The 26,601-nt window shown below is 45.4% G+C and carries 24 protein-coding genes; 17 read left to right on the top strand and 7 right to left on the bottom strand.

Annotation, left to right across the window (positions count from 1 at the left end; all coding sequences use genetic code 11):
• A partial coding sequence (locus V3S16_RS08090) for an acetate--CoA ligase family protein (RefSeq protein ID WP_413884168.1) occupies window positions 1–981 on the bottom strand: 981 nt, incomplete at its 3' end.
• Between the two features lie 256 nt (window positions 982–1,237).
• Here V3S16_RS08090 and ispF point away from each other — a divergent pair.
• The 4 genes from ispF to uvrC all read left to right on the top strand — a co-directional run bounded on the left by ispF (window position 1,238) and on the right by uvrC (window position 7,378).
• On the top strand, window positions 1,238–1,705 hold the full coding sequence (ispF, locus tag V3S16_RS08085; protein WP_413884167.1) for a 2-C-methyl-D-erythritol 2,4-cyclodiphosphate synthase: 468 nt from the start codon (window positions 1,238–1,240) through the stop codon (window positions 1,703–1,705).
• Between the two features lie 319 nt (window positions 1,706–2,024).
• Window positions 2,025–3,461 carry a cysteine--tRNA ligase gene (cysS, locus tag V3S16_RS08080; protein ID WP_413884166.1) on the top strand — a complete coding sequence of 479 codons (1,437 nt, stop codon included), beginning with the start codon at window positions 2,025–2,027 and terminating at the stop codon, window positions 3,459–3,461.
• Window positions 3,462–3,518: 57 nt separating this feature from the next.
• Window positions 3,519–5,513, top strand: a complete 1,995-nt coding sequence (gene uvrB, locus V3S16_RS08075; protein WP_413884165.1) for an excinuclease ABC subunit UvrB — start codon at window positions 3,519–3,521, stop codon at window positions 5,511–5,513.
• On the top strand, window positions 5,510–7,378 hold the full coding sequence (uvrC, locus tag V3S16_RS08070; protein ID WP_413884164.1) for an excinuclease ABC subunit UvrC: 1,869 nt from the start codon (window positions 5,510–5,512) through the stop codon (window positions 7,376–7,378). The genes uvrB and uvrC overlap by 4 nt, the downstream gene beginning before the upstream one ends.
• Window positions 7,379–7,554: 176 nt before the next feature.
• On the opposite strand, the gene mdh is transcribed toward uvrC, so the two are convergent.
• Entirely contained in the window at window positions 7,555–8,487 is a 933-nt protein-coding gene (gene mdh, locus V3S16_RS08065; protein WP_413884163.1) for a malate dehydrogenase, read from the bottom strand.
• 442 nt (window positions 8,488–8,929) lie between these two features.
• Between mdh and V3S16_RS08060 the strand changes: the two genes are divergently transcribed.
• The 8 genes from V3S16_RS08060 to V3S16_RS08025 all read left to right on the top strand — a co-directional run bounded on the left by V3S16_RS08060 (window position 8,930) and on the right by V3S16_RS08025 (window position 16,888).
• On the top strand, window positions 8,930–9,898 hold the full coding sequence (locus V3S16_RS08060; protein ID WP_413884162.1) for a tetratricopeptide repeat protein: 969 nt from the start codon (window positions 8,930–8,932) through the stop codon (window positions 9,896–9,898).
• Window positions 9,899–10,189: 291 nt separating this feature from the next.
• The gene (locus tag V3S16_RS08055) at window positions 10,190–10,801 is read left to right on the top strand and encodes a GTP-binding protein (protein WP_413884161.1); all 612 of its coding nucleotides are present in this window, start codon (window positions 10,190–10,192) and stop codon (window positions 10,799–10,801) included.
• Between the two features lie 12 nt (window positions 10,802–10,813).
• Window positions 10,814–12,001, top strand: coding sequence for a cyclic nucleotide-binding domain-containing protein (locus tag V3S16_RS08050; RefSeq protein WP_413884160.1), 1,188 nt, complete (start codon window positions 10,814–10,816; stop codon window positions 11,999–12,001).
• A 27-nt stretch (window positions 12,002–12,028) separates the two neighbouring features.
• Window positions 12,029–12,376: a PilZ domain-containing protein gene (locus tag V3S16_RS08045; protein ID WP_413884159.1), complete on the top strand. Its 348-nt coding sequence runs from the start codon at window positions 12,029–12,031 to the stop codon at window positions 12,374–12,376.
• 10 nt (window positions 12,377–12,386) lie between these two features.
• Window positions 12,387–13,289, top strand: a complete 903-nt coding sequence (locus tag V3S16_RS08040; RefSeq protein ID WP_413884158.1) for a phosphoribosylaminoimidazolesuccinocarboxamide synthase — start codon at window positions 12,387–12,389, stop codon at window positions 13,287–13,289.
• A 246-nt stretch (window positions 13,290–13,535) separates the two neighbouring features.
• Complete coding sequence (locus V3S16_RS08035) at window positions 13,536–14,492, top strand: ParB/RepB/Spo0J family partition protein (RefSeq protein ID WP_413884157.1); 957 nt, start codon at window positions 13,536–13,538, stop codon at window positions 14,490–14,492.
• 124 nt (window positions 14,493–14,616) lie between these two features.
• Complete coding sequence (locus V3S16_RS08030; protein ID WP_413884156.1) at window positions 14,617–15,264, top strand: TetR/AcrR family transcriptional regulator; 648 nt, start codon at window positions 14,617–14,619, stop codon at window positions 15,262–15,264.
• A gap of 340 nt (window positions 15,265–15,604) precedes the next feature.
• Entirely contained in the window at window positions 15,605–16,888 is a 1,284-nt protein-coding gene (locus V3S16_RS08025) for an OFA family MFS transporter (RefSeq protein ID WP_413884155.1), read from the top strand.
• A 94-nt stretch (window positions 16,889–16,982) separates the two neighbouring features.
• Here the strand turns inward: V3S16_RS08025 and V3S16_RS08020 are convergent, their stop codons facing one another.
• The gene (locus V3S16_RS08020) at window positions 16,983–17,588 is read right to left on the bottom strand and encodes a hypothetical protein (protein ID WP_413884154.1); all 606 of its coding nucleotides are present in this window, start codon (window positions 17,586–17,588) and stop codon (window positions 16,983–16,985) included.
• A 48-nt stretch (window positions 17,589–17,636) separates the two neighbouring features.
• Here V3S16_RS08020 and V3S16_RS08015 point away from each other — a divergent pair, with 48 nt between their 5' ends.
• Entirely contained in the window at window positions 17,637–18,251 is a 615-nt protein-coding gene (locus tag V3S16_RS08015; RefSeq protein WP_413884169.1) for a serine/threonine protein kinase, read from the top strand.
• On the opposite strand, the gene V3S16_RS08010 is transcribed toward V3S16_RS08015, so the two are convergent.
• On the bottom strand, window positions 18,182–18,556 hold the full coding sequence (locus V3S16_RS08010; protein WP_413884153.1) for a hypothetical protein: 375 nt from the start codon (window positions 18,554–18,556) through the stop codon (window positions 18,182–18,184). The two genes, V3S16_RS08015 and V3S16_RS08010, sit on opposite strands and share 70 nt — an antisense overlap.
• A gap of 320 nt (window positions 18,557–18,876) precedes the next feature.
• Between V3S16_RS08010 and V3S16_RS08005 the strand changes: the two genes are divergently transcribed.
• Together V3S16_RS08005 and V3S16_RS08000 are read left to right on the top strand one after the other, a co-directional pair.
• On the top strand, window positions 18,877–19,608 hold the full coding sequence (locus V3S16_RS08005; protein ID WP_413884152.1) for a tetratricopeptide repeat protein: 732 nt from the start codon (window positions 18,877–18,879) through the stop codon (window positions 19,606–19,608).
• 38 nt (window positions 19,609–19,646) lie between these two features.
• On the top strand, window positions 19,647–20,270 hold the full coding sequence (locus V3S16_RS08000) for a 50S ribosomal protein L11 methyltransferase (RefSeq protein WP_413884151.1): 624 nt from the start codon (window positions 19,647–19,649) through the stop codon (window positions 20,268–20,270).
• Window positions 20,271–20,386: 116 nt separating this feature from the next.
• On the opposite strand, the gene V3S16_RS07995 is transcribed toward V3S16_RS08000, so the two are convergent.
• Window positions 20,387–20,665 carry a hypothetical protein gene (locus V3S16_RS07995; RefSeq protein WP_413884150.1) on the bottom strand — a complete coding sequence of 93 codons (279 nt, stop codon included), beginning with the start codon at window positions 20,663–20,665 and terminating at the stop codon, window positions 20,387–20,389.
• A gap of 468 nt (window positions 20,666–21,133) precedes the next feature.
• On the opposite strand from V3S16_RS07995, the gene V3S16_RS07990 reads away from it, so the two are divergent.
• Entirely contained in the window at window positions 21,134–22,270 is a 1,137-nt protein-coding gene (locus V3S16_RS07990) for an SPL family radical SAM protein (RefSeq protein WP_413884149.1), read from the top strand.
• A 209-nt stretch (window positions 22,271–22,479) separates the two neighbouring features.
• Window positions 22,480–23,124: a thermonuclease family protein gene (locus tag V3S16_RS07985; protein WP_413884148.1), complete on the top strand. Its 645-nt coding sequence runs from the start codon at window positions 22,480–22,482 to the stop codon at window positions 23,122–23,124.
• Here V3S16_RS07985 and fusA read toward each other — a convergent pair whose 3' ends face one another.
• Both fusA and V3S16_RS07975 read right to left on the bottom strand, forming a co-directional pair.
• Window positions 23,125–25,197, bottom strand: a complete 2,073-nt coding sequence (gene fusA / locus V3S16_RS07980; RefSeq protein ID WP_413884147.1) for an elongation factor G — start codon at window positions 25,195–25,197, stop codon at window positions 23,125–23,127. It abuts the gene before it with no gap.
• A 307-nt stretch (window positions 25,198–25,504) separates the two neighbouring features.
• Window positions 25,505–26,245: a TlyA family RNA methyltransferase gene (locus V3S16_RS07975; RefSeq protein WP_413884146.1), complete on the bottom strand. Its 741-nt coding sequence runs from the start codon at window positions 26,243–26,245 to the stop codon at window positions 25,505–25,507.
• Window positions 26,246–26,601 lie beyond the last annotated feature (356 nt).

The following is a 26,601-nucleotide window of genomic DNA, read 5'->3' as shown; positions in this document are numbered from 1 at the left end:
TTTGAATTGTGGGATCAGGTTTATGACCCCTTTAGCGGGTATGGTCATCACCGCCAGGTCAACCCGTCCGGGGATTTCAGCAACAGACCGGTAGACTTTGTGTCCGGCAATCGTGCCACCCTTGGGGTTGACCAGGAAAATTTCACCTTTAAATCCTCCGCTGATAGTGTTGATTGGAAGGATATGCCCCCATTTGCCGATCTGGGCCGAAGCACCGACAAAAGCAATCGGTTTGGGATGAAAGAAATAGCCCAGTAAAGCTGGATCGACCGGTGGGATAACATCTTTTGCAGAGGCACCGTTGCCAAATACTGCCAGGGCATCAACTGCGCAAACGCTGCCGTCTGATGTTATCAGGAGTGGATTGATATCGATTTCAGCGATATCCGGATGTTCAACAGCGATGCGTGATAACCCCATTAACGTTCTAACAAGCAGCTTGCGATCAGCGGCACTTTGGCCCCTGAAATTTGCCAACAGCGCTTTGGCCCTGATTTCATCAAGCATTTCAACAGCATCTGTTTCGTTGATCGGCGCAAGGCGAAAGGTGACATCAGCCAGCGCTTCAGTAAAAGTACCGCCTAGTCCGAACATAATCACGGGACCGAACTGTTGATCATTGAATATGCCTGCAACAAATTCTCTATTTCCTTTGATATGGGGCTGGACCAAAAACCCTTCAAGTCGATCACCGGCTACCTCGGCAATTGAAGCGGCGGCCTCTGCCGCCGCCTGGGAATCCGTGATATTAAGATGCACCATACCTTGCTCGGTTTTATGCAAAAACGTGGAGCCCAGGCCTTTAAGTACCACCGGAAACCCGATTTCACGGCTGGCCGATACGGCATCATCTTTATTGAAAACGACGGTCTCAGATACTACCGGTATGCCGAACGCTTTAAGAAGTTGCTTGGATTCGTTTTCGTTAAGTGCGGTTTTGCCTGCCTGTTTAGCCTCTTTTAACAATGTATCAATATCCACTTCATGCTCCTATTCCGCTTTTCAAAATAAAATCGTGTTACGATTCTTTTATTTGAATTCCCCGCTGCAAGACTTCGGCGAGCTCAGTCGAGTCGCAGCGGGGAATTCAAATTTCAAATATATATTTGCTCAAATTCAGTTCGTTGACAATGGAAATCTTTTGATCAGCAAATTTATGTTTTTGCGGCATCGATTTTTGTGCTATATACCTACATCAGTAATTTGAATTGGCATGCGTGGTATTGAGGATAGGATTATGCGTATCGGTATGGGCTATGATATTCATCGCCTGGTTGCGGGCCGCAAACTTGTTCTGGGCGGAATAGTCATTCCTTTTGAAAAAGGGCTCTGGGGGCATTCAGATGCAGATGTACTTGTACATGCGGTAATTGACGCTCTATTGGGCGCGGCCGGATTAGGTGATATCGGTCAGCATTTTCCGGATACAGCACCGGAATTTAAAGATATTTCAAGCTTAAAACTACTCTCCAAAACTTATGAGATGATCAACGGCAAGGGTTTTACAGTCCAAAACATAGATGCCACCATTTTTGCCGAAGCCCCTAAGCTTTACCACTACAAAGCGGCAATGCAAAAAAATATTGCTCAAGCGATTGAAATTAAGCAAGATCGTGTTAATGTTAAAGCAACAACCTGTGAAGGTCTCGGTACGGTCGGAAAAGGGGAGGGCCTGGCTGCGCAATGTATTGCATTACTCAAATAGTGTCCATCCATAAATGGCCCTTTTTGCCCTGCTCGGCGTTCTCTCTCCGAGGCGTAGGCTCTACGAGCCGGAGGCCGCGGGTTTCCATCCTCGACGTACTAAAGTACGCCTCGGATGAAAACCCTTGTGCGGCCTTGATCAGGACAAAAATTGCTCATTTCTGAATTGGACACCCATCGTGGTCATTTTGGATTCATGGATGGACACTAAATAACGTTTACATATTGATCTCGTAATTCAAACAAAACACAATATACCAAACACTTGATGAATTCGATTTTTTATGAATTCATCAAGATTATAGAACAGGACAATCAACATGGCGCTGCGCGTTTACAATACATTAGGCCGAGAAAAACAACTTTTTGAACCGATTGAGCCCGGCAAAGTACGGATGTATGTCTGCGGTCCCACGGTGTATGATTCATGCCATATCGGACATGCACGCTCTGTAGTGGTCTTTGATGTTATTGTCCGCTATCTTAGAGCAAAAGGTTTTGAAGTAACCTATGTCAGAAACTTTACGGATGTTGATGATAAAATTATCGATCGGGCCAACCAACTTGGTATCGATTGCCAGGCGCTTGCCGAAAAATATATCAAAGAATTCTATGAAGATATGGACGCGCTGAACGCTGAGAGGGCCGACATTGAACCCAAACCGACGGAACACATCAATCAGATTATTAAATTTATCGAACGGCTGATTGAAGCACGCTATGCCTACCAGATCAACGGAGATGTGTACTACTCGGTCGAGTCATTCAAGGGCTATGGCAAACTTTCCGGACGAAAGCTCGAAGATATGGAAGCCGGGGCCAGAGTCGATATTGATAAAAGGAAACATAATCCTTTTGATTTTGTTCTATGGAAATCTTCAAAACCCGGAGAGCCGACCTGGGAGAGCCCGTGGGGCCAGGGAAGACCGGGATGGCATATCGAGTGTTCAGCCATGAGCAGCGAATACCTGGGAGAAACCTTTGATATTCACGGCGGCGGCAAAGACCTGTGCTTTCCGCATCATGAAAACGAAATCGCTCAGTCAGAAGGTATTTTTGGAAAACCATTTGTTAAGTATTGGATTCACAACGGTTTTGTGAATATCAATCAGGAAAAAATGTCAAAATCACTGGGCAATTTCCTGATGATAAAGGATGTGATCAAAGAATATCATCCTGAAGTTGTGCGTCTTTTTCTGCTTTCCAATCACTACCGCAGCCCCATAGATTTCACCGACTTAGCCATGGATGAAGCCCGTACGGGTCTTGATAAAATCTATGCTCTGCTGGAACGCCTTGAACAAAGGATCGGCTTGAAATCTCCTGCCGAGATTGAAACTGGAAATTGCTGGAATCATTTTTGCGAAGCCATGGATGACGATTTTAATTCCGCCCGTGGAATCGGCATTCTTTTTGATACGGTGCGCAACGCCAATCGCGAGCTGGATAAATACAAAGAAAGCTTGCCTTTAGATTCAGAGAAAAAACTACATGACGATCATGCCGATATTCTGAGAATCGGCCGTATCTTAGGGATCTTAACTGAATCGCCTAAAACCTATTTTGATAAAAAGCGCACAGATGCCCTCAAACAGCAATCGCTCGATCCGGTCGCCATCGATAAAATGGTGCAAGAACGGACTGAAGCCCGAAAATCAAAGGAATGGGAAAAGGCGGACAAAATTAGAAAGATGCTCCAAGAAATGAATATAATTATTGAAGACCGGCCGGATGGAACCATCTGGAAAGTTGGTTGAAATCATTTTCCCTATACGAGTTTATTTTAAATTAAGAATGATATCTTATTCAACTTCATGCCTACCTTTAAGTTAGTTTCAGCGTTTACGCCCGAGGGTGATCAACCAAATGCCATCAACGTTTTAAGTAAAGGTGTTTTGTCCGGGAAAAAATATCAGGTGCTTTTAGGAGTTACAGGTTCCGGCAAAACTTTTACGATGGCAAATATTATCGCCAAGGTTGAGAAGCCGACACTGGTGATCGCCCCCAACAAAACCCTGGCAGCGCAATTATATCATGAATTCAGGACATTTTTCCCTGAAAACGCCGTTGAATATTTTGTCAGTTACTATGATTACTATCAACCCGAAGCTTATATTCCTGCCAGTGATACCTATATCCAAAAAGATTCCTCCATTAATGATATGATCGACAAACTGCGCCATTCGGCGACACGGTCGGTTCTTTCTCGCCGGGATGTCATTGTAGTTGCCAGTGTTTCATGTATTTTCGGACTTGGCGCCCCCGAAGAATATCTGGCTATGCGGATCGAGATCGAAAAAGAGATGGAGCTTGTCCGCGACAAGCTTTTGTATGATCTTATTGCCATGCATTATGAGCGTAATGATGTCGATTTTCACCGCGGAATCTTCAGGGTGAGGGGGGATCGGGTCGAAATTTTTCCGTCTTACGAAGAAAACAAGGCCCTTAGAATCGATTTTTTTGGCGATGAAGTTGAAGGAATATCAGAGATTGATCCTTTAAAAGGAACTGTTATCAGGAGTTTGAACAGGACTGCTATTTATCCTGCCAGCCATTATGTAACACAAAAAAGCATACTGAAAAAAGCCCTAAAAGCGATCATAGCTGAACTGAAGGAAAGGATCGATTATTTCAGAGCGGAAAACAAGCTGATTGAAGCCCAGCGGATTGAAGAACGCACGGATTTTGATATTGAGATGATGCGGGAGCTGGGGTACTGTAACGGAATTGAAAATTATTCACGCCACCTGACCGCCAGGGAAGCCGGAAAACCGTCGCCAACGCTTTTAGACTATTTTCCTGATGATTTTCTGTTATTTATCGATGAAAGTCATATTGCCGTACCCCAGATTCGTGCCATGTATAAAGGCGACAGATCGCGCAAAGAGAACCTTGTTGAGTACGGGTTCAGGCTGCCTTCCGCGATGGATAACCGTCCCCTGAGCTTCGAAGAGTTTGAATCAAGGCTTTCGCAGACGATTTATGTATCGGCAACACCTGCCGATTATGAACTTGAAAAGGCCCCAAGCTCACCTGTGGAACAGATCGTCAGACCGACAGGTCTCCTTGATCCGCAAATAGACGTCCGCAAAGCTGAAAACCAGGTTGACGATCTTTTTGATGAAATCCTGATACGCCGGCAAAGGGATGAAAGAGTTCTGGTAACTACGCTGACAAAGCGAATGGCGGAAGATCTTTGCGAATACTACGTTGATATGGGAACGCGGGTAAGGTATCTGCATGCCGATATCCATACTTTGGAAAGAATGGATATCATCCACGATCTGAGGGCGGGCAAATTTGATGTGCTGATTGGTATTAATCTTTTGCGTGAAGGCCTCGATATTCCGGAGGTTTCGCTGGTGGCTATATTAGATGCCGACAAAGAAGGGTTTTTACGCTCAGCAAGATCGCTGATTCAAACCTGCGGGCGGGCGTCTCGCAATGTTAGGGGTCAGGTGATCATGTATGCCGATGTGGAAACATCCTCAATGAAACAGGCCATCGATGAAACCAACCGTCGCCGCAAAATCCAGGAATCACACAACAAACTTCATGGCACCGAGCCGAAAACCATTAAAAAAGATATCACATCTGTTTTCGCGTCGTTGGATGAACTTGAAAATGCTCCCATAGACAAAGTGTCGGAAGCGGTTGCCCGTTATGATTCTATGGATAAATTAGAAGATATTATCACAGCAATGGAAAAAGAGATGGAGCAAGCCGCTAAAGAACTTGCTTTTGAAAGAGCCTCAGAACTCCGTGACCAGATTAAAGCCCTGAAAAAATTGATTCTCTTCGAAATATGACACCAAAATCAGATAATAGTCATCCCGCATCCGACATCCAAAAAAAAATATCAAGGACTTCCGCCGGACCAGGAGTGTATGTGATGAAAGATGGCCGGGGAAACATTATCTATGTGGGTAAGGCCCGCAACCTTAAGAAACGGCTGAATTCATATTTTACCAGATTCTATTCCGGCGCGCAGCAGTTGGATATAAAAACAGAAGTGCTGGTCAAGAAAATTACGGATTTTGACACCATATTAACACACACCGAAAAAGAAGCCCTGATTCTTGAATCAAACCTGATCAAACGCCACAAACCCCGCTATAATGTGATCTTAAGAGATGACAAACGATATCCGTCCCTGCGTCTGGATATTAACAATCTCTACCCCATCCTAACCATTGTACGCAAATTGGAAAAAGACGGCACCCTCTATTTTGGGCCTTTTACTTCTGCAGCGGCGGTCCATCAGACGCTGAAAGTTATCCATAAGACCTTTAAACTTCGCAAGTGCAAAACCAAAGTTTTTCAAAACCGCAGCCGGCCGTGTCTCAACCATCAAATAGGTGCCTGTCTGGCACCTTGCTGCCTCAGTGTTGATCAGGACAGGTATCAAGAGATAGTCAAAGAAGTTGTTCTGTTTTTAAAAGGGAGGACTCCCGAGCTTATCAAGAAAATAAAAAAAGCGATGATGGCGGCGGCCGCAACCCAGGATTTTGAAAAAGCGGCGGTTTTGCGGGATAAAATATTTGCTCTTGAAAAAACCCTTGAAAAGCAAGTCGCGGTTACAACTGATTTTATCGACAGAGATGTCCTGGCCGTTGCGCGCACTGCTGAATCTTCTCTGATAACTCTTCTTTTTATTCGCGGCGGATTCCTTTTGGGAACACGGTATTTTAACTTTTCAGAAACTATCTCAACGCAAGCGGAAATGATCGGCACTTTTATCCGGCAGTATTACGAAACAACCCCTTTTATTCCCAAAGAAGTTTTGATACCGACCATTCTTGAAGATGCACCCTTGTTAGAAGAAGTGTTGAGCCATATTAAAGGCCAAAAAGTGAGGATTCTCCGGCCGCAGAAAGGTGAAAAATTCCGTCTTGTTAAACTGGCGATTCAAAACGCTGAAGACAGCCTCAAGGAGCTTGTGGCTTCCGAGGCCGTGGACAAAGATCTGCTTGCCAGACTCCAAAAACGCCTTAAGATGAAGAAGCTGCCTCAGCGTATTGAGTGTGTAGACAATTCCAACATTGCAGGAAAAGAGGCCGTAGCGGCCGTGGTGGTCTTTGAAAAGGCGCAACCGGCAAAGTCCGCCTACCGGAGATACAGGATAAAGACAGCTGCAGCCCGCGATGATTATGCCTGTCTGGAAGAAGTGATAAAAAGGAGGTTTGGAAAAGGAAAAAAATCAAAGCCTTACCCAGATATTTTGATGGTAGACGGCGGCAAAGGCCAGCTTAACATCGCGGTTGCAGTGTTAAAAGAGATGGGGCTTGATGGAAATTTTCAAATTTTGAGTATCGCCAAAAAAGATGAAGAAAAAGGCGAAACTCAAGATAAAATTTACAAACCAGGTCAGGTTAATCCCGTTAATATGGGCAGGGAAGGGGACCTTCTGCTTTTGCTGCAAAGAATCCGTGATGAAGCCCACCGGTTTGCAATTTCATTTCATCGCCGGCGGCGTTCCATGACATTCATGCGCTCGGCACTTGATACGATTCCCGGAATAGGTCAAAAAAGAAAAAAGGCCCTTTTAAAACATTTCGGAAGCATCAAAAAAATCCGGGCAGCAACACTCGAAGAACTGAGCGCTGTGCCCGGAATGAATCGCAGTGTTGCTGAAAATGTCCTGAGTCGTATTTCTGATGAAGAATCTATATGAACCTTTTTCGTAATCGTTCACGGGTTCTGGGTTCAGGGTTCAAAGGTTCAGAAATTTGAACCGTTAACAAAAAAAAGCAACCCTGAACTTCTGAACCCTGAACCTGTGAACGCCTACACATATTCTTTGTGTCTTCGTGCCTTGGTGGCAATTTTTTTGGTTCTGGTCTTTCCGGCTTAGGATAACTTTTTCAAAAGCTCTTTTAGTTCCCTGACGGCGTCGGCCGATTTTTGAAGGGCCGCTTGCTCCTCACCGGTAAGTGTAATTTCAATGATCTGCTCCACACCATTTTTCCCCAGTTTTACGGGGACGCCCACAAAAAGATCGTTGATCCCATATTCGCCTTCAAGATATACGGCGCAGGGCAATATCTTCTTTTTGTCCTTCAGGATAGATTCTGCCATTTCCACGGCCGCCGAAGCCGGGGCATAATAGGCGCTCCCTGTTTTTAAAAGCCCGACGATCTCAGCTCCACCGTTCGCCGTTCTTGCTGTCAGGGCATCAATGCGCTCTTTTGACAGCAATTCCGTAATTGGTATGCCGGCTACCGTTGAATAGCGAGGCAGCGGCACCATGGTATCGCCATGTCCGCCAAGTACAAATGCGGTTGTATTCTCGACCGAAACATCAAGCTCCATGGCAATAAAAGTTCTGAAACGCGCGGAATCGAGCACTCCAGCCATGCCGATAACCCTGTTTTTAGGAAAGCCGCTAGCCTCATACGCAACATGACACATGGCATCCAGGGGGTTGCTGACAACTATAATTACAGCATCAGGTGATCGTTCTGCCGCTTTTTGGGTCACATCTTTCACGATTCCGGCATTGGTGCTGACCAGATCATCACGACTCATACCGGGTTTTCTGGCGATCCCGGCCGTAATAATGATAATATCGGATCCTTTTGATGCTTCGTATCCGTTGGTGCCTGTCAGATGGGCATCATGCTTTTCGATCGGTGCGGCTTCAGCAAGGTCTAAAGCTTTACCCTGAGGAACTCCTTCAATAATATCAATCAACACCACATCGCATAACTCTTTTTCAGCCAGCCGCTGGGCCGCTGTAGCCCCGACATTTCCGGCTCCGACAACGGTTACTTTCTTGTCCATAACATTCTCCTCCCTAGGTTGAGTGGTTCAGCGTTCAAGGTTCCGGGTTGATGAGCTTTGACGGGCTCAATCCAAAGAGTTACGACTCAATAGGGTCCGGCAAGTAATTTGCACCCAATGGGTGCAAGAGACTAATCCAGGCATTGAGTTGTAACGTCATACAATGTCAGTGTTATAACCTTTGAACCTAGAACCCTGAACCTAGAACCGATCAGTTGAAGTCCTTATTAATTTAAATTATTAAACGAATTACCAAAAAAGATTTCAAATAACATGAAATTCACGGTTGTCAATAGAAACATATAAACTATGTTTTTTCTGGTTATTGACATAAAGTATAAAACCAGTATAGTATTTTTTGCAAGATTTTTAGGGTTTTCAACAAATAATCTCTTATGTGAAAAAGCGAGACCTTTTCCCCGGATGGGCTGTGAGATTGCATATGAACATCGTTGAAAAGATTAAAGCATTATTAAAAGAAGCCGAGCTTTATCATTCCATGGGATTACTCGATGAGGCCATGGGAAAATATAAGAAGACTATGGAACTGATTCAGGGCAGCGAACAGCTTAAAAGTAGAACAAACCTGGTTGCCGGGATATCAAAAAAAATCAACGTTTTGGAGAAAGATATACACAAAATTGAAGCGGCGGCAGATAAGCCTGAAGTCTCTGCCAAGGTTCAGGATCTTATCAAAAAATTATTCACTGCTCCGGAAGATAAGGACCAGGACACTGTCGCCCTTGACGGAGCAATTGCCCTGGCAAAATTCGGCCAGCATGAGAGAGCATTATTAGAATTTAAAGAATTGTTGGCGAAAGATTCGGTTCGGGTAGTCGCCGCTAAAAATATTATCCGATGCCATATGGCAAATACTTCAGTGGATGCTGCGGTTGATCAATATGAGCAATGGCTTTCCAGCGATTTATTTGTGCCCGGTGAATTGAACAAGCTACGTTTTTTTCTGGAAAGCATTCTGAAAAAAGAGGGAATTGAAAAAGAGCTTCCGACCTCTGAAATACAGGCTGCTCCCCCGGAACCGACAATCGAAATGCCTGAAATAGAGGAAGCTAAAATCGAAGTGCTCGCGATAAAGAAAGATGAAGATCATGACGATGAGGTCCTTGATATAAATTCCATCGGCATTACTCTCGATAGCGGTCCCCGAAAGGGAGAGATTGTGGAACTGGATGTCAGTTTCCAGTCCGGCAATGTAATCAGCCTGCTGATTACGGGCACTGATACAGATTTAATAGAACTATTCAACGTCGGGGAGACATTGCATAACATTCAATTTTATTCCCCTATCGCCATGTTTGGTGGTAGCGGAATCGTTGACACCAAGACGCATATTGAATCCGGTCCCAGACGTGGAGATTACAGCATAGACCTCAAGGTTGTCAGTACTTAGCCATCTATAGTTGTACTGCAACAGCGAGCGCATTCCCCGCTGCTTGTTGAAGAGAAGCGAAAATCCCGCTAAGCGGGGTAAACCTTTCGCTTATTAGATCCCGTCCCGCTTTCAGCGGGGCGGGAGTTACATAAAATCGTAACACGATTTTATTGAAAGATCTTGAAAAATTTGAAAAATTTATTTAATATATTCCCTTAGTTTTATATTTTATTTGGATCATAATATCAACTACTTGGGCCGGAAAGGCGCGCTCTTAAGGGCGGGCAACTTCACTTGAGGCTGAAATGTATGGCTATTTTTAATATAAAGAAACGGGAAATCGAGTGTAAAATAGTATATTACGGACCGGGCCGATGCGGTAAAACTACTAACCTTGAATACATTTTCAAAGCCTATAAAAAACAGGTTGAAGGCGAGATGGTGTCGGTCAACACAGAGGGTGATCGCACCCTTTTTTTTGATTTTCTTCCAATAGGCCTTGGAAAAATAAAAGGCTGTGAGGTCAAGATCCAGTTGTATACCGTTCCCGGCCAAGTTCAATACAGCTCCACCCGCAAACTGGTTTTGCGGGGCGTCGACGGGGTTATTTTTGTAGCTGATTCCCTAAAAGTCAGGCGGGAAAAAAATATGATCTCGTTAAAAGATCTCCAACAAAATTTAAAAGAGTACGGCCTTAGCCTTTTTAAAATACCACTGGTTATACAGCACAACAAAAGGGACCTCGCCGAACAGGGCTTGCCCCTGATGTCCATCGAACAGATGGAAAGGGATTTAAACCGACAGCTGAAGGTGCCTTCTTTTCCTGCCAGTGCATTTACAGGGCAGGGGGTCGGTGCGACCTTAAAGGAATGCATGAAGTTAACTCTTAAATCACTCCAAAAAGAAATGCAAATGGGGTAGCAAGAAACATCCATGGGTATTTTCGTTCTATCCGGCAATCTTAAATTTTTAAATCTGGGGGAGATTATACAACTCCTTGGATCAAACTCCAGCACCGGCGTTCTGCGCATAAAGAGCAAATACTCCCAGCAACCGGGTTTGATTTATATTGTAAACGGCAATCCGGTAAACGCTTCAACCGGATCTGCCACCGGTCTAGATGCCGTAAACGCTCTTTTTGGATGGCTTGAGGGCGAATTTGAATTCAGTGAGGAAAAAGTCGAAAAGAAAAATGTGATTAAAAAAAGTCGCATGGAAATTATGTTGGACGGTTTAAGTTTGCTGGATGACGGCCATATCGAAATACTGGGTCCGGTTACTTATGACAAAAAAACAAAAGACCCTTCCGCAAAAGAGCCGGTCCTGCCGATCATCAGAGGGCCGCTGGTAGACTATATGTATGTGGTCGATGAGGAAGAGGTCTACGATGGCAACACAATCACTGTCGAGGGCAAGCACGGCAGTTGGTTTTGGGTCATTCTGGAAGGGACTGGTGATATTTATAAAGAAACTCCCGAAGGTCCTTTAACAATACTCAGAATCGGCGAAGGTGCCTTTGTCGGCAGCATTGCTTCATTTTTAGTATCAGGCAGTGTTCGTAGTGCAACGATTAAGGCCGTGGGCAATGTTCAAATGGGGGTGCTCGATTCGCAGCGTCTTAGCATCGATTATTCGAAGATGTCTTCAGATTTCAGAACGTTTGTCATCAGTCTTGATAAAAGGTTAAAACAGGTTACGGACCGGGTCGTTGACATCCAATTAAAAAAGATTTTGATAGAAGAGTTTGTCAAAGGCAAAAAGACGGTTATGAAACAGGGCGAAAGCACTGAAAAACTGTTCATGATTGAAGCAGGTGAAGCCTGCATTGTCCGCAAGGCTAAACAGGGTTATGTGCCGCTGGCAACTCTTGGGAAAAAAGATTTCTACGGTTATGTGCCCTTCCTTGATATGGGGCAAGAACCGTTTTCGGCCATGGTTTTAGGATCGGAGGACCTCGAGGTAAGCGAGATAGACCCTGAAATTTTCCACAATGAACATAATCAGCTTTCCGCCACTTTTAAAAATATTATCGAGCATCTGGCAACCTGTATTTCGGTGACCACAATAATAGCATCCGATTTTCACAAAAAAATTGCCCTGAAGAAAGCAAAAAAATCATAATTTGTTTAATTAAAACTGGTGAAAACTATGACGCCGGAAGATAAAAGACTGCATACAAGAGTCAACGCCCTCAATCTTATAGCGTATGATTGTATGGCTAAAGACGGTCAAGTGGTTATGCATGGAATGGGAAGAACCTTGAACATCAGTGCAGGCGGCATCCTTCTGGAAACACATATTCAAATTGAACAGCAATACGACGCTTTGCTGTCAATCGGTCTGGAGAATGATCTGATTGATATCAAAGGAAAGGTTGTTTCTTCCAGGCCGGGCAAGGTTGATAAGTTCGAATCCGGGATTAAGTTTCTTGAAATAGGTGAAACAGAACTTGCTATTTTAAAATTATACATAAAAGCATTTAAAAACTCTCATTAGGACAGATTTTATGAAACAGGCCGTGCTTGAAACAGATTTCAAGGAACTCAATCTCTTAAAAAGAGGGAAAGTCAGAGATATCTACGATCTGGGAGACCGGCTTTTAATGGTAGCTACGGATCGTCTTTCCGCTTTTGATGTAATTATGCCGGATCCCATACCTGATAAAGGCAAAATTTTGACCCGGATATCCCTTTTCTGGTTTAAAACAATGGAGTTCCTGCTGCCCAACCATTTAATTTCAAGCGACGTAGACAGCTTCCCGGCGCCTTGCAAACCTTATATCGACATTCTGCGTGACCGAAGTATGCTTGTTCAAAAAACGCAGCCGCTGCCCATCGAATGTGTTGTCAGAGGCTATATTTCAGGATCCGGCTGGTTAGATTATCAAGAATCCGGAAAAATTTGCGGGATAAAACTACCGCCAGGCCTGCAAGAATCAGACAAACTACGCGAGCCTATTTTTACGCCGTCAACCAAAGCAGAAATCGGACATCATGATATTAATATCGATTTTGAAGAGGCGGTTAAAAAAATAGGGGAAGGACCGGCCGAACAGGTCAAAGCGCTGAGTCTGGCGATTTATAAGCAGGGGGCTCAGCGGGCTGAAAAAAAGGGCATCATCATTGCGGATACCAAGTTTGAATTTGGTTTTGTGGGCGACGATATTATTTTGATTGATGAAGTGCTCACTCCCGATTCCTCCAGGTTCTGGCCCCAGGCCACCTATAAGCCGGGCGGTCCGCAAGAGAGTTTTGACAAACAGTACGTCAGAGACTACCTGATTTCCATAAATTGGGATAAAAAGCCGCCGGCGCCATCTCTGCCTGAAAATGTAATCACAAATACCCGTAACAAATACATGGAGGCACTAATACAACTTACCGGCACTAACCTCAGACCTCATAAATAATGACAGATTGCGGGGAAAATATTGGACAAAACGCTCTATTTCTAATCAAAGAGTTAGGTTCAAAGGTTCAGCGTTCAAAGGTTCGAGGTCCGAAGGTTGATTCCCTCATTTAATTACCCCTATGGAATCAATGGGATAGGGAAAAAGCGCGCAGCGATTAACCTCTCCGAGGCGTAGGATCGTGCCTCTACGAGCCGGAGGCCTGAACTTCTGAACCCTGAACCAGTGAACGCCTACGAATTTATCATGCGCTTTAAAATTGAAACTGTAAAGCTGGCCGGCATCGATTGCACGGATAACACCTACCGCATAACCACCGAAACGAATATCGACGATCTGATAGCCTCCATTAAAAAGATAGGATTGTTGAATCCCCCATCCCTGCTGAAAAACAACTCAGCATATTCGATTGTTTGCGGATTCCGCAGGATGGAAGCATGCCGCCGATTAGGCTGGTCCCATGTCGATGCCAGGATATTGGATCCTGGAACCCAAAAGGCTGATTGTGCCAGAATTGCCGTCACCGATAATGCCCTGCAAAGGCCTCTTAACCTGATCGAACAGTCGAGATCGCTGGCCTTAGTTTCCGGCTTTATTAAAGATGATGATATGTTAGCCCAGGAATTATCGGCCCTGGGATTGCCCGAGAATCAATCTGTAATAAAAAAAATCAAGAAAATATGCCGTCTTTCCCGGTGCATTCAAAGAGCCATACTGGCAGATACTGTTTCCTTGGCCATGGCGCTGGAACTGGGCCGGTTGGCACCTGATGACGCCGCCGACTTTGTAGAGCTTTTTGAAAACCTTAAATTGAGCCTAAACAAACAAAGAGAAATATTAACACTAGTGCAAGAAATTGCATTGCGCGAGGACCTGGCTATTGCGGAGGTACTTAATGAGAATCGTTTGCAAGCAATCCTAAATCAAACCGATCTTGATAAAAATCAAAAGACCGGCATAATAAGATCTTATTTAAAGCAACGGCGTTTTCCTACCATAATAAGTGCTGAAAGGACGTTTGAACAGCTGATTAAAGCATTAAAGCTTCCAAGCGGCATTAAACTAATTCCTCCCATCAACTTTGAAGGTTCAATATATACTTTAAGATTTAATTTCAGCGATTTGCCTGAGCTCATAGATCACAAAGCAACCTTCGATGCCATCACCCATAACTCTTATATTAAGAAAATTTTGGGCCGATAACAGAGAGTTTAATCAAAACCTGTCAAAAACCGGGCCCGTAAGGCAAAAATAGCATAATTTACTTGACTAAATCAAAAATACCATTTATACAGGGTTTAAATAAATAAATGTGGTTCAGTAAATTATGGGAATTAAAGAAAGGAAAGAACGAGAACGAGGAAGACGGCGGCAGCAAATCATGATCGCCGCTAAAAGAGTGTTTTCCGAAAAGAGCTTTAACAAAGCCACAATGGAAGATATTGCCAAAGAAGCGGAACTCAGCCCCGGAACAATCTACCTTTATTTCAAAAACAAAGATGAGTTGTTTGCCTCCCTTTCCCTGAGAATCCTCCATTATATGAGTATTAGACTGGAACATGTCCTCCAGGAAAAGAATCAAGACCCTTTCGAAAAAATACAATCCCTCCAGGAAGCCCTGTATGAAGTTTACGAATTCGACCCTCTGGTACTAATTAATATGTTTCACCTTCAATCGAGTGAAACTCTAAGAAATTTATCACCGGATCTGCTTGCAGACATCAAAGAATTGTCCCGGGTCTCTTTCGGCTCAATGGCCAAGATATTTGAACAAGGCATTAAAAACGGTGATTTTATTGACAGGCACCCTGTAGCTCTGGCTGACATTGTCTGGGCTTTATTTTCCGGTATTGTTCTTTGGGAAGAAAGCAAACGGTTGATCGACAACAAGAAAGACTATTTGAAGTCGACCCTCGAAATTGCATTTGAAATTTTTGGCCAAGGTATTAAAGCTTGTCCCGCGCCTGCAAGCTAAATTGGAACGAATTTAAACGATTCGGCGCATGCTCGGGAAACACTTTGTATCCTTTGCCAAAGTTTGGAGATCGCGGCAATTTAATATAAACCTTAACCGCAAAGAAAGGGGGTGGTAGCAGAACCGTATGAATCAGTTTTTGTATTTTTCCACCGGGGACCTTGATGCTGATTTAATGTCGTACCACAACGGTTGGTCGTCAAAACTGACACCTTGCCGGGATGCCTCTAACTTTTAAAGGCGCTTGGAAATAGGGGTTAGCAAGGCACTTACCGTGAAGACCATAAGCAGGTGCTCCGGTCAATCAATCTAATATTTCAAACTTTAAGGAGGTGTGCATATGGCACTATTTAACCCTTATGCCAAGGGGTTTAATCAACCGGTAGATGCAATACCCGGACGAGGGTGGTCTGTTATTCTTGCAGGAACGACCATCAACTTATGTCTGGGCGTTCTGTACGCTTGGTCCGTCTGGCTCAAGTACCTCACAGACGACGCTTACATGAAGGCTCACGGCTGGGCCGGCGCTCTGACTTCAGAGCAGGCCTCAAACCCCAAGTCATTGTGTATTTTAATCTTTGCCCTGCTCATGGTTCCCGGCGGAAAGATCCAGGATAAATACGGACCCTCGGTGGCCGGTACCGTCGGCGCCGTCTTCATGGGGCTGGGTTTGATCATCGCCGGTACGTCGCATTCCTACGCCGGAATCCTGTGGGGTTTTGGAGTCGGCGGCGGCATCGCCATGGGTATTGCTTATGCCGCTCCGGTTCCGGCAACAAGAAGATGGGTCGGACCGCACCAGGTCGGCGTCATGATCGGGCTTACCGTTGCCGGCTACGGTGGCGCGGCCTTCTACGTGGCCCCGCTCATCAAGTGGCTGATCGTAAGCTATTCCCTCTCCTTCTCCTTCCTGGTACTGGGTATCGCTTACTTTATTGTTATCGGTATCGCGGCCCAAATTCTGGCATGGCCGGAAGAGGGCTATGTGCCGCCCCAACCGGTAGAAGCAGCAGCCAAAAAAGCGGCCGCAACCGCGGTGGACTGGACCCCGGGAGAAATGGCCGGAACCTGGCAGTTCTACATGCTGATCCTTATGTTCATGCTGAATACCCAGGCCGGTCTGCTCATCATCGGGCATGCTGCCAAGATCGTAAAACCCTTCTTGTCGAGCGGGTTTATCCTGGTGGCTGCCGGCGGTTTTGTGAACGCTATCGGCCGGGTCGGAACAGGCAAGTACTCGGACATCATCGGCAGGGACAAGGCCTACATGATCAATGCCGGGGTCGCTGCGCTCTGCATGTTCAGCCTGCCCTTTATGATCGCGGCCAAGTCGCTTTTCATGACGTTCACGGCCTGTATGTTAGCCTACTGGGTCTACGGCGGCGGTCTGGCCTTGATGCCCTCCTATACGGCTGACTTTTACGGCCCCAAGAACCTGGGAATGAACTACGGACTGGTCTTCCTGGGCTGGGGTGGGGGCGCATTCATGCCCAAGTTGGCAGGTAAAATCAGAGACGCGACCGGATCGTACGACATGGCATTCTACATTGCGGGCGGACTACTTGTCTTAGCTATTGTTATTGCCTTGATCACCAAGAAACCTGTAAAGGCAGCAGCAGCATAGCGCCCGGTAGATCCGATATATAAAGATCAACCGTAAATTAAAAAGGCGGGAAGGGGTAATCCCTTTCCGCCTTTTTTGATTTTTTGCGAGACGATCAATGATATTCTGCGAACCTCATAACCAGGTCCAGAACCGGTGCTACCGTCTCCTTTAATAACGGTATCCCCAAGAAACGTTCAACCAGTACTAAAACCAGGATAATGTAGGGGCCGAGCCTTGAGTAGATACGCCAGGCACGCTGACCGGGCATCACCAAATATATCAGCCTGGAACCTGTCAGGGGAGGGATGGGCAATATATTATAAGCGGTTACCGCCACACCCAGATTTATTAAGACTTGGATAACCCGGTCGGTCCAGAAGAAGTGCTTGATGTAAGCCGCACTGAGTGCCAGGGTCAGGCTGGCAAAGGGGGCTATCAGCGATACGAGGAGCCAGCCCAGCTTCTGCTTCTTGAACCCTATCTTTTGATCGTCCAGCTGCCGGCCCCAGCCGAAACCTCCCAGAAAGAAAACGATGGTACCCACAATGTCCAGGTTGCCGATGGGGCTGAAGGCCAAATCGGCCTCTTGCCCGGGAGGTTTTGTGCTTGCAAAGCTTAGGGCGAAAAAGCGCGTAAAACCGGCACCGAAAACGACGATGAGGAGCAAGGAGACACTGTAATATAGAATTTCTTCTGAATTAAAGCTCTTTAAGGGCAAAGCAAGTCCTCCGAGTTTTAGTTGGCGCGAGTATAGAGATAATAAGCCATAGGTGTCAAACAAAAAAGTGAGACTTTTGAAAGCGGAATTGCCTTTTTTGTAGCCAAAATTCCGCTGAGTAAAAAGTTAAACCCCAAGATTGAAAAGGAGGCCCGGATTCTAAGGATGCTGACCGACCATGCCGCTGTGCCCGAAGTTCACGAAGTAATAGAAGTACAGAAAAAAAGGGTGCTGATTCAGGAGTTTGTAGAAGGAAAAGCCCTTTACGAGGTGATTGAGCGGGAGCTGGAGGAGAAGGAAGTGGAATCGGTCATCATCCAGCTTATAGATGTTGTCGCTCACGCCCACGATTTAGGGATTATCCATCGGGACATCAAGCCGGGAAACATAATGGTCAGGCCGGACGGCAGGATAAAACTGCTGGACTTCGGTGCCGCCAAGGAACTCAGAGAGAAGGAGATCTCCGAAACAGTAACCGGTTCGCGGCCCTACATGGCCCCGGAACAGATTATGGGTCAAAGCCAGCGGCGTTCGGATGTTTGGGCGTTGGGGGTAGTCATATACGTGCTCTACACCGGAATGTTCCCGTTTTATCACGCAGTGGAAAAGGTGCTGATGGACATGATTCTGGAGCTACCGCCGCCGCCGGGGTTCAGGAGGTAAAACTCCTCGCTGTCGAGACTGATGAAACCATCTGTGGGAATTTCAACAGGCGCTACCTTTCCGCGGACGTCCATACGCCAGATTTTGCTTTTGTGCGTGTGCCCGAAAAGGCATACATTCGTTGCTCCCCAAACCCCTTTTTTCATCTTCTTTAAAATGGCTCTGGCCTGGAAATGAAGCTCGACATAGCTCAGTATGCCCTCACTCGCACGCTCAGTCACTCCATAGTGCCAGGAATCGTACAGGTAACGGTTTGCCTGGCCCATTATTATATTGAAATTGAATTGAGAAGTGCTTTTTAGCATAGAGATTTAAGTCTTGGGTGTCAAGAAATCACCGTTCAATTATTGTCATATTGACTCGACAAAGCCGGCAATCAAATCAACTATGACACAAAAGTTGCAATTATAAAATCCGTAATTATAGTCAATATAAGAAGTTTCGATGATCTAAAGTTTAAATGTAGCTGACGGTCAATCTGTTTGGCATGTGTCTTGCATTATTTTTTATTAACAAAACAGCTTACCGTTCACAGGTTCAGGGTTCAACGTTCAGGGTCTTGAACCCCTGAACTTTTGAACTCGTGAACGGTTACTTGCATAGATATATACATGAGGGTGAGGCTATGAAAAAACTAATCTTCAGCCTGCTGGCAGTTTTTTTGCTGGCATCGGCTCCAAATATAGAAAACAACGCCCAAGCGTACGGCGAAAGCGCCATAGACTACTTTAATCTTGGTATGCAAAGCTCCATGGCCTATAAAAAAATCGAATACTTCACCAAGGCTTTGGAGTTAAATCCCAGGCTGGCCCTTGCCTATGAAAAGCGAGGATTGTTTTATTATTTCCAGGAAAAATACGACAAGGTAATAGAGGATTACACCCGCTACATCAGGCTCGTACCTGATAAAGCCGATGCATATCGCCTCCTGGGCATGGCTTATCTGAAAATTGGGAACTATGACAAGGCTATTGTCAATTTTGACAGTGCCATAAATATGGCACCGGAAATGTCAGCCGCCTTTTCCTATCGGGCGGAGGCCCTGCGCCTTAGCGACCAACTTGAAAGTGCCTTGCAGGATGCCACCAAAGCCATTGCGCTTAATGGCGATCCCCGCACCATATCGGATGCATATAAAACCAGGGGAAAAGTATATCAGGAAATGGGGGCAGAGAATCTAGCCGATGCCGATTTCAAAAAGTCGTTTGATATGGATCCCAGGCTCGTTTTTTACAAATATTTTTCCAGTTATGCCAGTCTGGACGCGATGAGAAATGCGGGTCTTTTCGGCATGATCGGGATTGCTTTTATACTGGTTTTCGGATATAAAATAAAGCCTCCCAAAAAAGACGAGTAGCTATTGACGAATGACAAATGACTAAGTCCAAAACATAGATGTTTTTCTATCGCATCGGAAATCTAGTTGTCCGCTCGCCCCTTAGCATCCGAAGGTCCAAAAGAGGCGAAGACTGCCTGGTTCTCAAAACCTCCCGTTCCTTCCCCCCGGCTCATCCTTCAACAAAAGCTGCGCTTACCGTTCTCCAGCGCCTGGAGGTTAACGCTGAGGCCCAAATTTTGGATATAGGCTGCGGCTGCGGAATTTTAGGGCTGGCGGCGGCTCTTAGGAGCGGCACTAACGCCCTGGGCTGCGACATTAGCCCTGCATCAGTAAGGGCTTCAATGCAAAATGCGGCTTTCAACCGGATGGAAGACCGGCTGCATCTTTTTCGCGGATCTGCGGACGCGGTTAAAGGAAAGTTTCAGCTTATCCTTGCCAACTTACCGGCAGGCATCCATACGGAAATGTTCGACCATTACCGCCGCCTTACAATCCCTAACGAAAGTTTGCTCGTGGTCTCCGGCTTCAGCGACGTTATGGAGGCGGGCATCAAGAAGGAACTCGTCAATAAGGGCTTTATGGTGCTGGAGAGGGTGATTGTGCATGCCTGGGCCGCAGCCACCACCCCCGAATACTCCTATTCCTGGATAGGATTAGGGCTCAAACGAATCGAAAAGTGATTGCTATCTTTTGGTCATTGGAATTTGAGTATTGTGATTTGGGATTTTAGGGCCGTATCCGGGAAAGCAAATTGCTTCTATCTGCATCAGTTAGAGTATATCTTGACGTTTCCCTGTCATATCCCTATCAGTTCTTGAAATTTCTTTCGCAGCCATTTTGCAATCATGTCACTTACATACATACGCCCGACGAGCGGCAACAAAATCAAGGCGTATAGAAAAATATCCCCGGCTTTAAAGATGGTTAAAATCGCAAGTATAGTGATCATAATCAAGGATAATGTCACGCTTGAGGCCAAGCGGGTTATTTCCTGGAGCTTTGTGTCCATGTATGCATGCAACTCAGTCTCTTTTATCAACAGCTTTTTACCTTTTCGTTGTATATTCAGCATCATACCTTTTCCCATTTCCGGAATTCATTTCCGATGATATTGATTTTGGATCTCATTTACCAGAGCCTTACTATATTCTTTAAAATTCAGTTGAATCGAATATCTTAACCGCCTTTACGTGTCAATAGCAGACCTGCAATTCCTCATTTTTTTGAACTTTATTGAGATAACATTGATGGTCTCGTAAAAAGTAAAATTCATCAAACTTGACCCCCAAATGTAATTTAGTTATATCTATAAGTTAAACTTCGCCTCAAATCGATGAGTTCCTGCTATCCTTATTGCGTTGTCTGAGGCAGATTGATGCTGGATACTGGATCCTCGATACTGGATATTTCCCCAAAAACAGTTTATTTGTCAAGCATCCAGAAACCAGCATCCAGTAACTACGTGTTATTATTACTAAAGTGCCGTGTGAAAAAAATTCCAAACTGTGCTATAGAATCATAACGACATAAAGGCTTAAATTACTTGACTATTTCTAAGCTCTATATCGATCAACATGTGGCGAATCTGCCCCAGGTTGTTTCCATCCAATCTCGCCTGAATATACCATATGAAGTAGTTGAAGACAGCCAAAAAGTTTTTGAGGCGGTCTCTTGCGACAATGATCCGGTACTAAAAGGAAAGAAGCTCCTTTTTCTGACCAGCAACAGAGGGGCCTTCATCAAGGATTGCCCCGGTACCCGGGCTTATACATGTTGCGGTTATAAAATTCTGCACATCGGGACTTACTGCACCATGGACTGCTCCTATTGTATTCTGCAGGCTTACTTTCATCCACCGGTGCTGCAATATTTTGTAAACCATGACGATCTCTTGAAAGACTTAGAGCGATTGTTTCTGGAAAAGACCGTATCAAGAATCGGGACCGGAGAATTTACCGACAGTATGATATGGGAAGCATGGACCGATCTTTCCAGCCTGTTGGTTTCCAAGTTTGCCGGTCAGTCTCAGGCGGTTTTGGAACTTAAGACCAAAACAACTGCCATTGGAAAATTGGAACAGCTTCAACACAACCGCAAAACCATTGTGGCCTGGTCTTTGAACACAGATCGAGTTATTGACAATGAAGAACGTGGCACGGCACGCCTTTCCGCCAGACTCCGGGCGGCGGCGAAATGTGAATCGTGGGGTTATCCGCTTGCTTTCCATTTCGATCCACTGGTTATTTACGACGGTTGTGAAGATGATTACCGTCAGGTAGTACAGCAGTTGTTTTCACAGATCTCTTCAAAAAATATTGTCTGGATTAGCTTGGGAAGTTTTCGTTTCATGCCGTCTTTAAAGCCAATTATACAAAGACGCTTTCCGGGTTCAAAAATAGTATACGGGGAACTTATAAGCGGACTTGATGGAAAAATGCGCTATTTCAAGCCACTGCGCATTGATCTATTCCGTAAGATGACGACCTGGATACGGGAGATGGCCCCGGATGTACTGATCTACTTTTGCATGGAGGATGATGAAGTCTGGCAAAAGGCACTTGGGTTTATCCCTGCTGAAGGCGGCGGCCTGCCAAAAATGCTGGATGAGAGCGCTGTCAGGATCTGCGGGCTGAACCCCCTAGAAGGTTCAGGGTTCAGGGTTCAGGCCTCCGGCTCGTAGAGGCACGATCCTACGCCTCGGAGAGGTTAATCGCTGCGCGCTTTTTCCCTATCCCATTGATTCCATAGGGGTAATTAAATGAGGGAATCAACCTTTGAACCTCTGAACCTTTGAACCTCTGAACCTTTGAACCTAACTCTTTGATTAGAAATAGAGCGTTTGCCCAAAATTTTCCCCGCAAGTTGTCATTATTTACGAGGTCTGTAAATATGAAAAAAACCTGCTTACTTTTGTATATGTTGTTTTTATTTTTTATCGTTATGGGCCGGTTATCAGTTGCCCAAGAGGAGGCTATAGTCAGATGGGTGACCGACGGGGATACCATTGTCTTAGCTGATGGACGGCATGTCCGCTACATCGGAATCAATACGCCCGAGATTGAGCATGAACACCAAAAAGCCGAACCTTACGGATATCAGGCCAAAAAGTATAATGAAAAACTAGTCTTTTCAAAAACGATTCGCCTGCAGTTTGACAGGGAACGGCACGACCGTTTTGGAAGGCTGCTTGCCTATGTCTTTTTGTTGGATGGTACATTTATAAATCAAGCAATGGTAGCGCAAGGATATGCCTATTTATTACCTCAAAAGCCGAATATTAAGTATGCTAAAATACTGTTGCAGACTCAACGGGAGGCCATGTCGGCCCAAAAGGGTATGTGGCGGGAGATGGCGGAGGAAGAGGGCGGTTATTTGGGGAACAGGCGTACTAAACGTTTTCACACCACTGCGTGTCCATTCGGGAAAAAAATCAGCCTGACTAACCGGGTCTCTTTTAAGAGTAAACGGGATGCCTTCTGGGCCGGATTTGCACCCGGCAAGCGATGTTTGGCGGGCAAGATAATCACGGATTAGCTATGCTTTATTTTTGTTGATTTCTTCTATAAGTTTTTGTGAGGTTTGAGCAGGAACTTCGTCATAATGTGAGAATTCCATGGTAAATAGACCGCGACCACCCGTCATTGCCCTTAAATCCGGTGCATAGGTCAGAAATTCGGCCATGGGCACCTGCGCGTTTATGACCTGATTTTTCCCTTTGCTGTCCATGCCCAGAACACGGCCGCGCCTGCTGTTCAGATCCCCCATGATATCTCCCATGTATTCGTCCGGAGCGGTAATCGAAACATCCATGATAGGTTCCAGTAGAACAGGATTAGCCTCGGCGGTAGCCTTCCTAAAGGCTAAGGACCCGGCAATTTTAAACGCCATTTCAGAAGAATCAACCGCATGATAGGATCCGTCATCCAGCGTAACTCTGAAGTCTATGCACGGGAATCCGGCCAGGAACCCTTTCTGGCTGGACTCAATGATTCCTTTTTCAACCGCCGGTATATACTGTCTCGGAATTGAGCCACCGACGATTTTATCGACAAACTCAAAACCTTTGCCACGGGGAAGCGGTTCTAATTGAATCCAGCAGTCACCGTACTGGCCATGACCGCCGGTTTGTTTTTTGTGTTTTCCCTGCATCCTGATTTTCTTTTTTACGGTCTCCTTGTAAGGGATTTTGGGGGCGTTGAGTTTGACATCAACGTTGAACTTGCGTTTGAGCTTTTCAACGGCAGCCTCAATGTGAATCTGGCCCAAGCCGGATAAAAGAATCTGCTTGGTTTCGGCATTGCGCGTCAGTTTTAATGATACATCTTCTTCCATTAATTTTGATAAAGATGTGAATACCTTGTCTTCGTCCTGCTTTGTTTTCGGTTCAACCGCAAATGATATCAGGCTGGGCAGTGGTTCTGCACATCGAAACTTGACCTTGCGATCATCGGCGCACAATGAATCGCCGGTGGTGGTTTCTTTTAGCTTTGCGACGGCCACAATCGCACCCGGTCCGGCCCTCTTTTCAGGTATTTGCTCTTTGCCGGCAGGTCTTAATAATTGATTGAAGCGCTCTTTGGCGTCTTTATTGATATTAAAGAAAGTTCCGTCTGCCCCCAAACTGCCTGACACGACTCTAAAAATGGAAAGACGTCCGGAGAAAGGATCGGCAACCGTTTTAAACACAAACCCGGCAAAAGGTGCCTCCGGATCGGGATGACATTCCACCTCATTTTCACCGGCGGCATCGGTCACGATCCAAGCACCGCGATCAATAGGGGAGGGCATGCAGTTGACGATAAAATCCTGAATGAGATCAATACCAATATTTTTAGTGGCTGATCCGCAAAGAACCGGCGCAAATGTTCGTGATATTGTACCTTTTCTTAAAACGCTCATGATATCGTCATCCGCAAGGGATTCACCTTCAAGATAGCGCTCCAGAAGCTCGTCGTCCGATTCTACAACATTTTCAACCAGAGCCTCTCTTTCTTCTTCAACCTGAGCTTGCAGTTCAGCAGGTATATCAACTTCGGTTGCTTGGCCTTTAGCATCATAAATATAAGCTTTGGAACTGATAAGATCTATAACGCCTTTAAAATCCGCTTCTTTTCCGATTGGAAGTTGAATGATGATCGGCTTGGGATCAAACGTTTCGCCGGCATCTTTAAACGTTTTAAAAAAATCGGCCCGCTCTCTGTCAAGTTTATTGATAAAAATGACACACGGCAGATTGAATTCTTCGGCAAAATCCCAGGCCTGTTCAGTCTGAACTTTAACGCTGTCTACGGCGTCTATGACCACAAGCGCCCCGTCTGCGGCCTGCATACAGCTTTTGGTATCTGAAAAGAAATTCTGATCACCGGGGGTGTCGATTAGATTAACCATGTGGTTTTTCCAAGGAAATTGATGGAATCCACTGCTTAAACTGATGTTTCGCTTTAACTCTTCCGGCTCAAAGTCCATAACCGTGTTACCGTCTTCAACACGCCCCAGTCTGTTAACAACACCTGTATTAAAAAGCATTACCTCAGCCAGAGAAGTCTTTCCCGACCCTCCATGGGCAACAAATGCGATATTTCTTAAACTTTCGATTCCGTCAGTCATTTAAGCTCCTCTCTGCTAAAATTCCAATTGGGGCGCAGCCCTAAGTTCACCTTAAATTCAGTTTTTTTTATATGCTAAACCGGAAAAAATCAATATCAATTTTTCATTTACCTAAAATTTGCAGTAGGCGTTCACAGGTTCAGGGTTCAGAAGTTCAGGGTTGTCTTTTTCATGCGTTCACAGGTTTCCCACCACTGGTGGGTCAACGTTGTCTTTATTCGTTGAACCCTGGTCGCCTACGGCGCCGCCAAAAGCGGGTAAACCTCTGAACCCTGAACCTTTGAACCCGTGAACGGTTAAAATTTGCCTAGGCAGATTTTAGGTAAATGAAAAATTCCTTATTACCCTTGGAGCCGAGTATGGGAGATGGGATGACGGAGCGGCTCAAGAGGCCGTGTTGTAAGAAATGTTCTGATAGATCATTTATTACTTCAGTATGCTGTGACGAATCACGCACAATCCCACCTTTGCCAACCTTCCCTTTTCCTACTTCAAACTGGGGTTTAATCAAGGCTAAAATCGCCGCGTCTTTCTTGATAAACTGCATAACAGCAGGAATAACTATCTTTAAGGATATAAAGGATACATCTATAGTTACCAGATCAACCGGCTTGGAAATGATTTCTGCGGGCATGTGCCGGATATTTGTCCGTTCAATGACAACCACACGAGAATCCTGCCGCAGTTTCCATGCCAACTGTCCATAACCCACATCCACGGCAAATACACGGCTTGCTCCTGACTGCAGCAGACAATCAGTAAATCCGCCGGTGGATGCTCCCACATCAAGGCAGACAAATCCGTCTATATCGATTTCAAATATCTGGAGGGCTTTTGCAAGTTTGAGGCCGCCCCGGCTGACATAAGAGTGGTCCGTCTCTTTGAGCGCGATATCGTCATCGCGCAAAACCAAAGCACCGGCCTTGTCAATGACCTGATTATTTACCAGCACCCTGCCGGCCATTACCAGGGCGCGAGCACGCTGCCGGCTTCTTGCCAGACCTTTTTCCACCAGGATCAGGTCAAGTCTGATTTTCTTTTTCGGCATTATTACTTTGCGAAACTTTGCCTCAAACCGACAAGTTGATGATGTAAATATCAGATTGCCTCAAGCGAACAGATACTGGATGCCGGATACTCGATGCTGGTCGAAGATCCCGTCTTTAACGGGGATAAATTAAAAAAAGAATTCCTTTTCTATCCAGTATCAAGTATCCAGTATCAAGTATCCAGTATCAAGTATCCATGATCAAGCGTTTGGCCGCCTTGACGACAGCCGCTGCGTCGATACCATACTTGGATCTGAGAAAGGTTTGAGAGCCGTGTTCAACAAAAGTATCCGGTATGCCGATACATTCCAGTAGATAGCCGGTTATGGATTGATCACTCAGACATTCCAGCACC

It is taken from the genome of Candidatus Desulfatibia sp. (genome assembly GCF_036446775.1).
Classification (GTDB): domain Bacteria; phylum Desulfobacterota; class Desulfobacteria; order Desulfobacterales; family UBA11574; genus Desulfatibia_A.
This window is presented reverse-complemented; position numbering and strand designations above follow the sequence as displayed.

Bases quoted from the DNA above. Each gene is read 5' to 3' on its own strand.
- V3S16_RS07975 (WP_413884146.1), bottom strand. From the start codon at position 26,245: ATGCCGAAAAAGAAAATCAGACTTGACCTGATCCTGGTGGAAAAAGGT.
- ispF (WP_413884167.1), top strand. From the start codon at position 1,238: ATGCGTATCGGTATGGGCTATGATATTCATCGCCTGGTTGCGGGCCGC.
- V3S16_RS08000 (WP_413884151.1), top strand. From the start codon at position 19,647: ATGTTTTTCTATCGCATCGGAAATCTAGTTGTCCGCTCGCCCCTTAGC.
- V3S16_RS08045 (WP_413884159.1), top strand. From the start codon at position 12,029: ATGACGCCGGAAGATAAAAGACTGCATACAAGAGTCAACGCCCTCAAT.
- V3S16_RS08050 (WP_413884160.1), top strand. From the start codon at position 10,814: ATGGGTATTTTCGTTCTATCCGGCAATCTTAAATTTTTAAATCTGGGG.
- V3S16_RS08005 (WP_413884152.1), top strand. From the start codon at position 18,877: ATGAAAAAACTAATCTTCAGCCTGCTGGCAGTTTTTTTGCTGGCATCG.
- V3S16_RS08055 (WP_413884161.1), top strand. From the start codon at position 10,190: ATGGCTATTTTTAATATAAAGAAACGGGAAATCGAGTGTAAAATAGTA.
- V3S16_RS07995 (WP_413884150.1), bottom strand. From the start codon at position 20,665: ATGATGCTGAATATACAACGAAAAGGTAAAAAGCTGTTGATAAAAGAG.
- uvrB (WP_413884165.1), top strand. From the start codon at position 3,519: ATGCCTACCTTTAAGTTAGTTTCAGCGTTTACGCCCGAGGGTGATCAA.
- V3S16_RS08040 (WP_413884158.1), top strand. From the start codon at position 12,387: ATGAAACAGGCCGTGCTTGAAACAGATTTCAAGGAACTCAATCTCTTA.
- V3S16_RS08035 (WP_413884157.1), top strand. From the start codon at position 13,536: ATGCGCTTTAAAATTGAAACTGTAAAGCTGGCCGGCATCGATTGCACG.
- V3S16_RS08010 (WP_413884153.1), bottom strand. From the start codon at position 18,556: ATGCTAAAAAGCACTTCTCAATTCAATTTCAATATAATAATGGGCCAG.
- V3S16_RS08060 (WP_413884162.1), top strand. From the start codon at position 8,930: ATGAACATCGTTGAAAAGATTAAAGCATTATTAAAAGAAGCCGAGCTT.
- fusA (WP_413884147.1), bottom strand. From the start codon at position 25,197: ATGACTGACGGAATCGAAAGTTTAAGAAATATCGCATTTGTTGCCCAT.
- uvrC (WP_413884164.1), top strand. From the start codon at position 5,510: ATGACACCAAAATCAGATAATAGTCATCCCGCATCCGACATCCAAAAA.
- V3S16_RS07985 (WP_413884148.1), top strand. From the start codon at position 22,480: ATGAAAAAAACCTGCTTACTTTTGTATATGTTGTTTTTATTTTTTATC.
- V3S16_RS08030 (WP_413884156.1), top strand. From the start codon at position 14,617: ATGGGAATTAAAGAAAGGAAAGAACGAGAACGAGGAAGACGGCGGCAG.
- V3S16_RS08025 (WP_413884155.1), top strand. From the start codon at position 15,605: ATGGCACTATTTAACCCTTATGCCAAGGGGTTTAATCAACCGGTAGAT.
- cysS (WP_413884166.1), top strand. From the start codon at position 2,025: ATGGCGCTGCGCGTTTACAATACATTAGGCCGAGAAAAACAACTTTTT.
- mdh (WP_413884163.1), bottom strand. From the start codon at position 8,487: ATGGACAAGAAAGTAACCGTTGTCGGAGCCGGAAATGTCGGGGCTACA.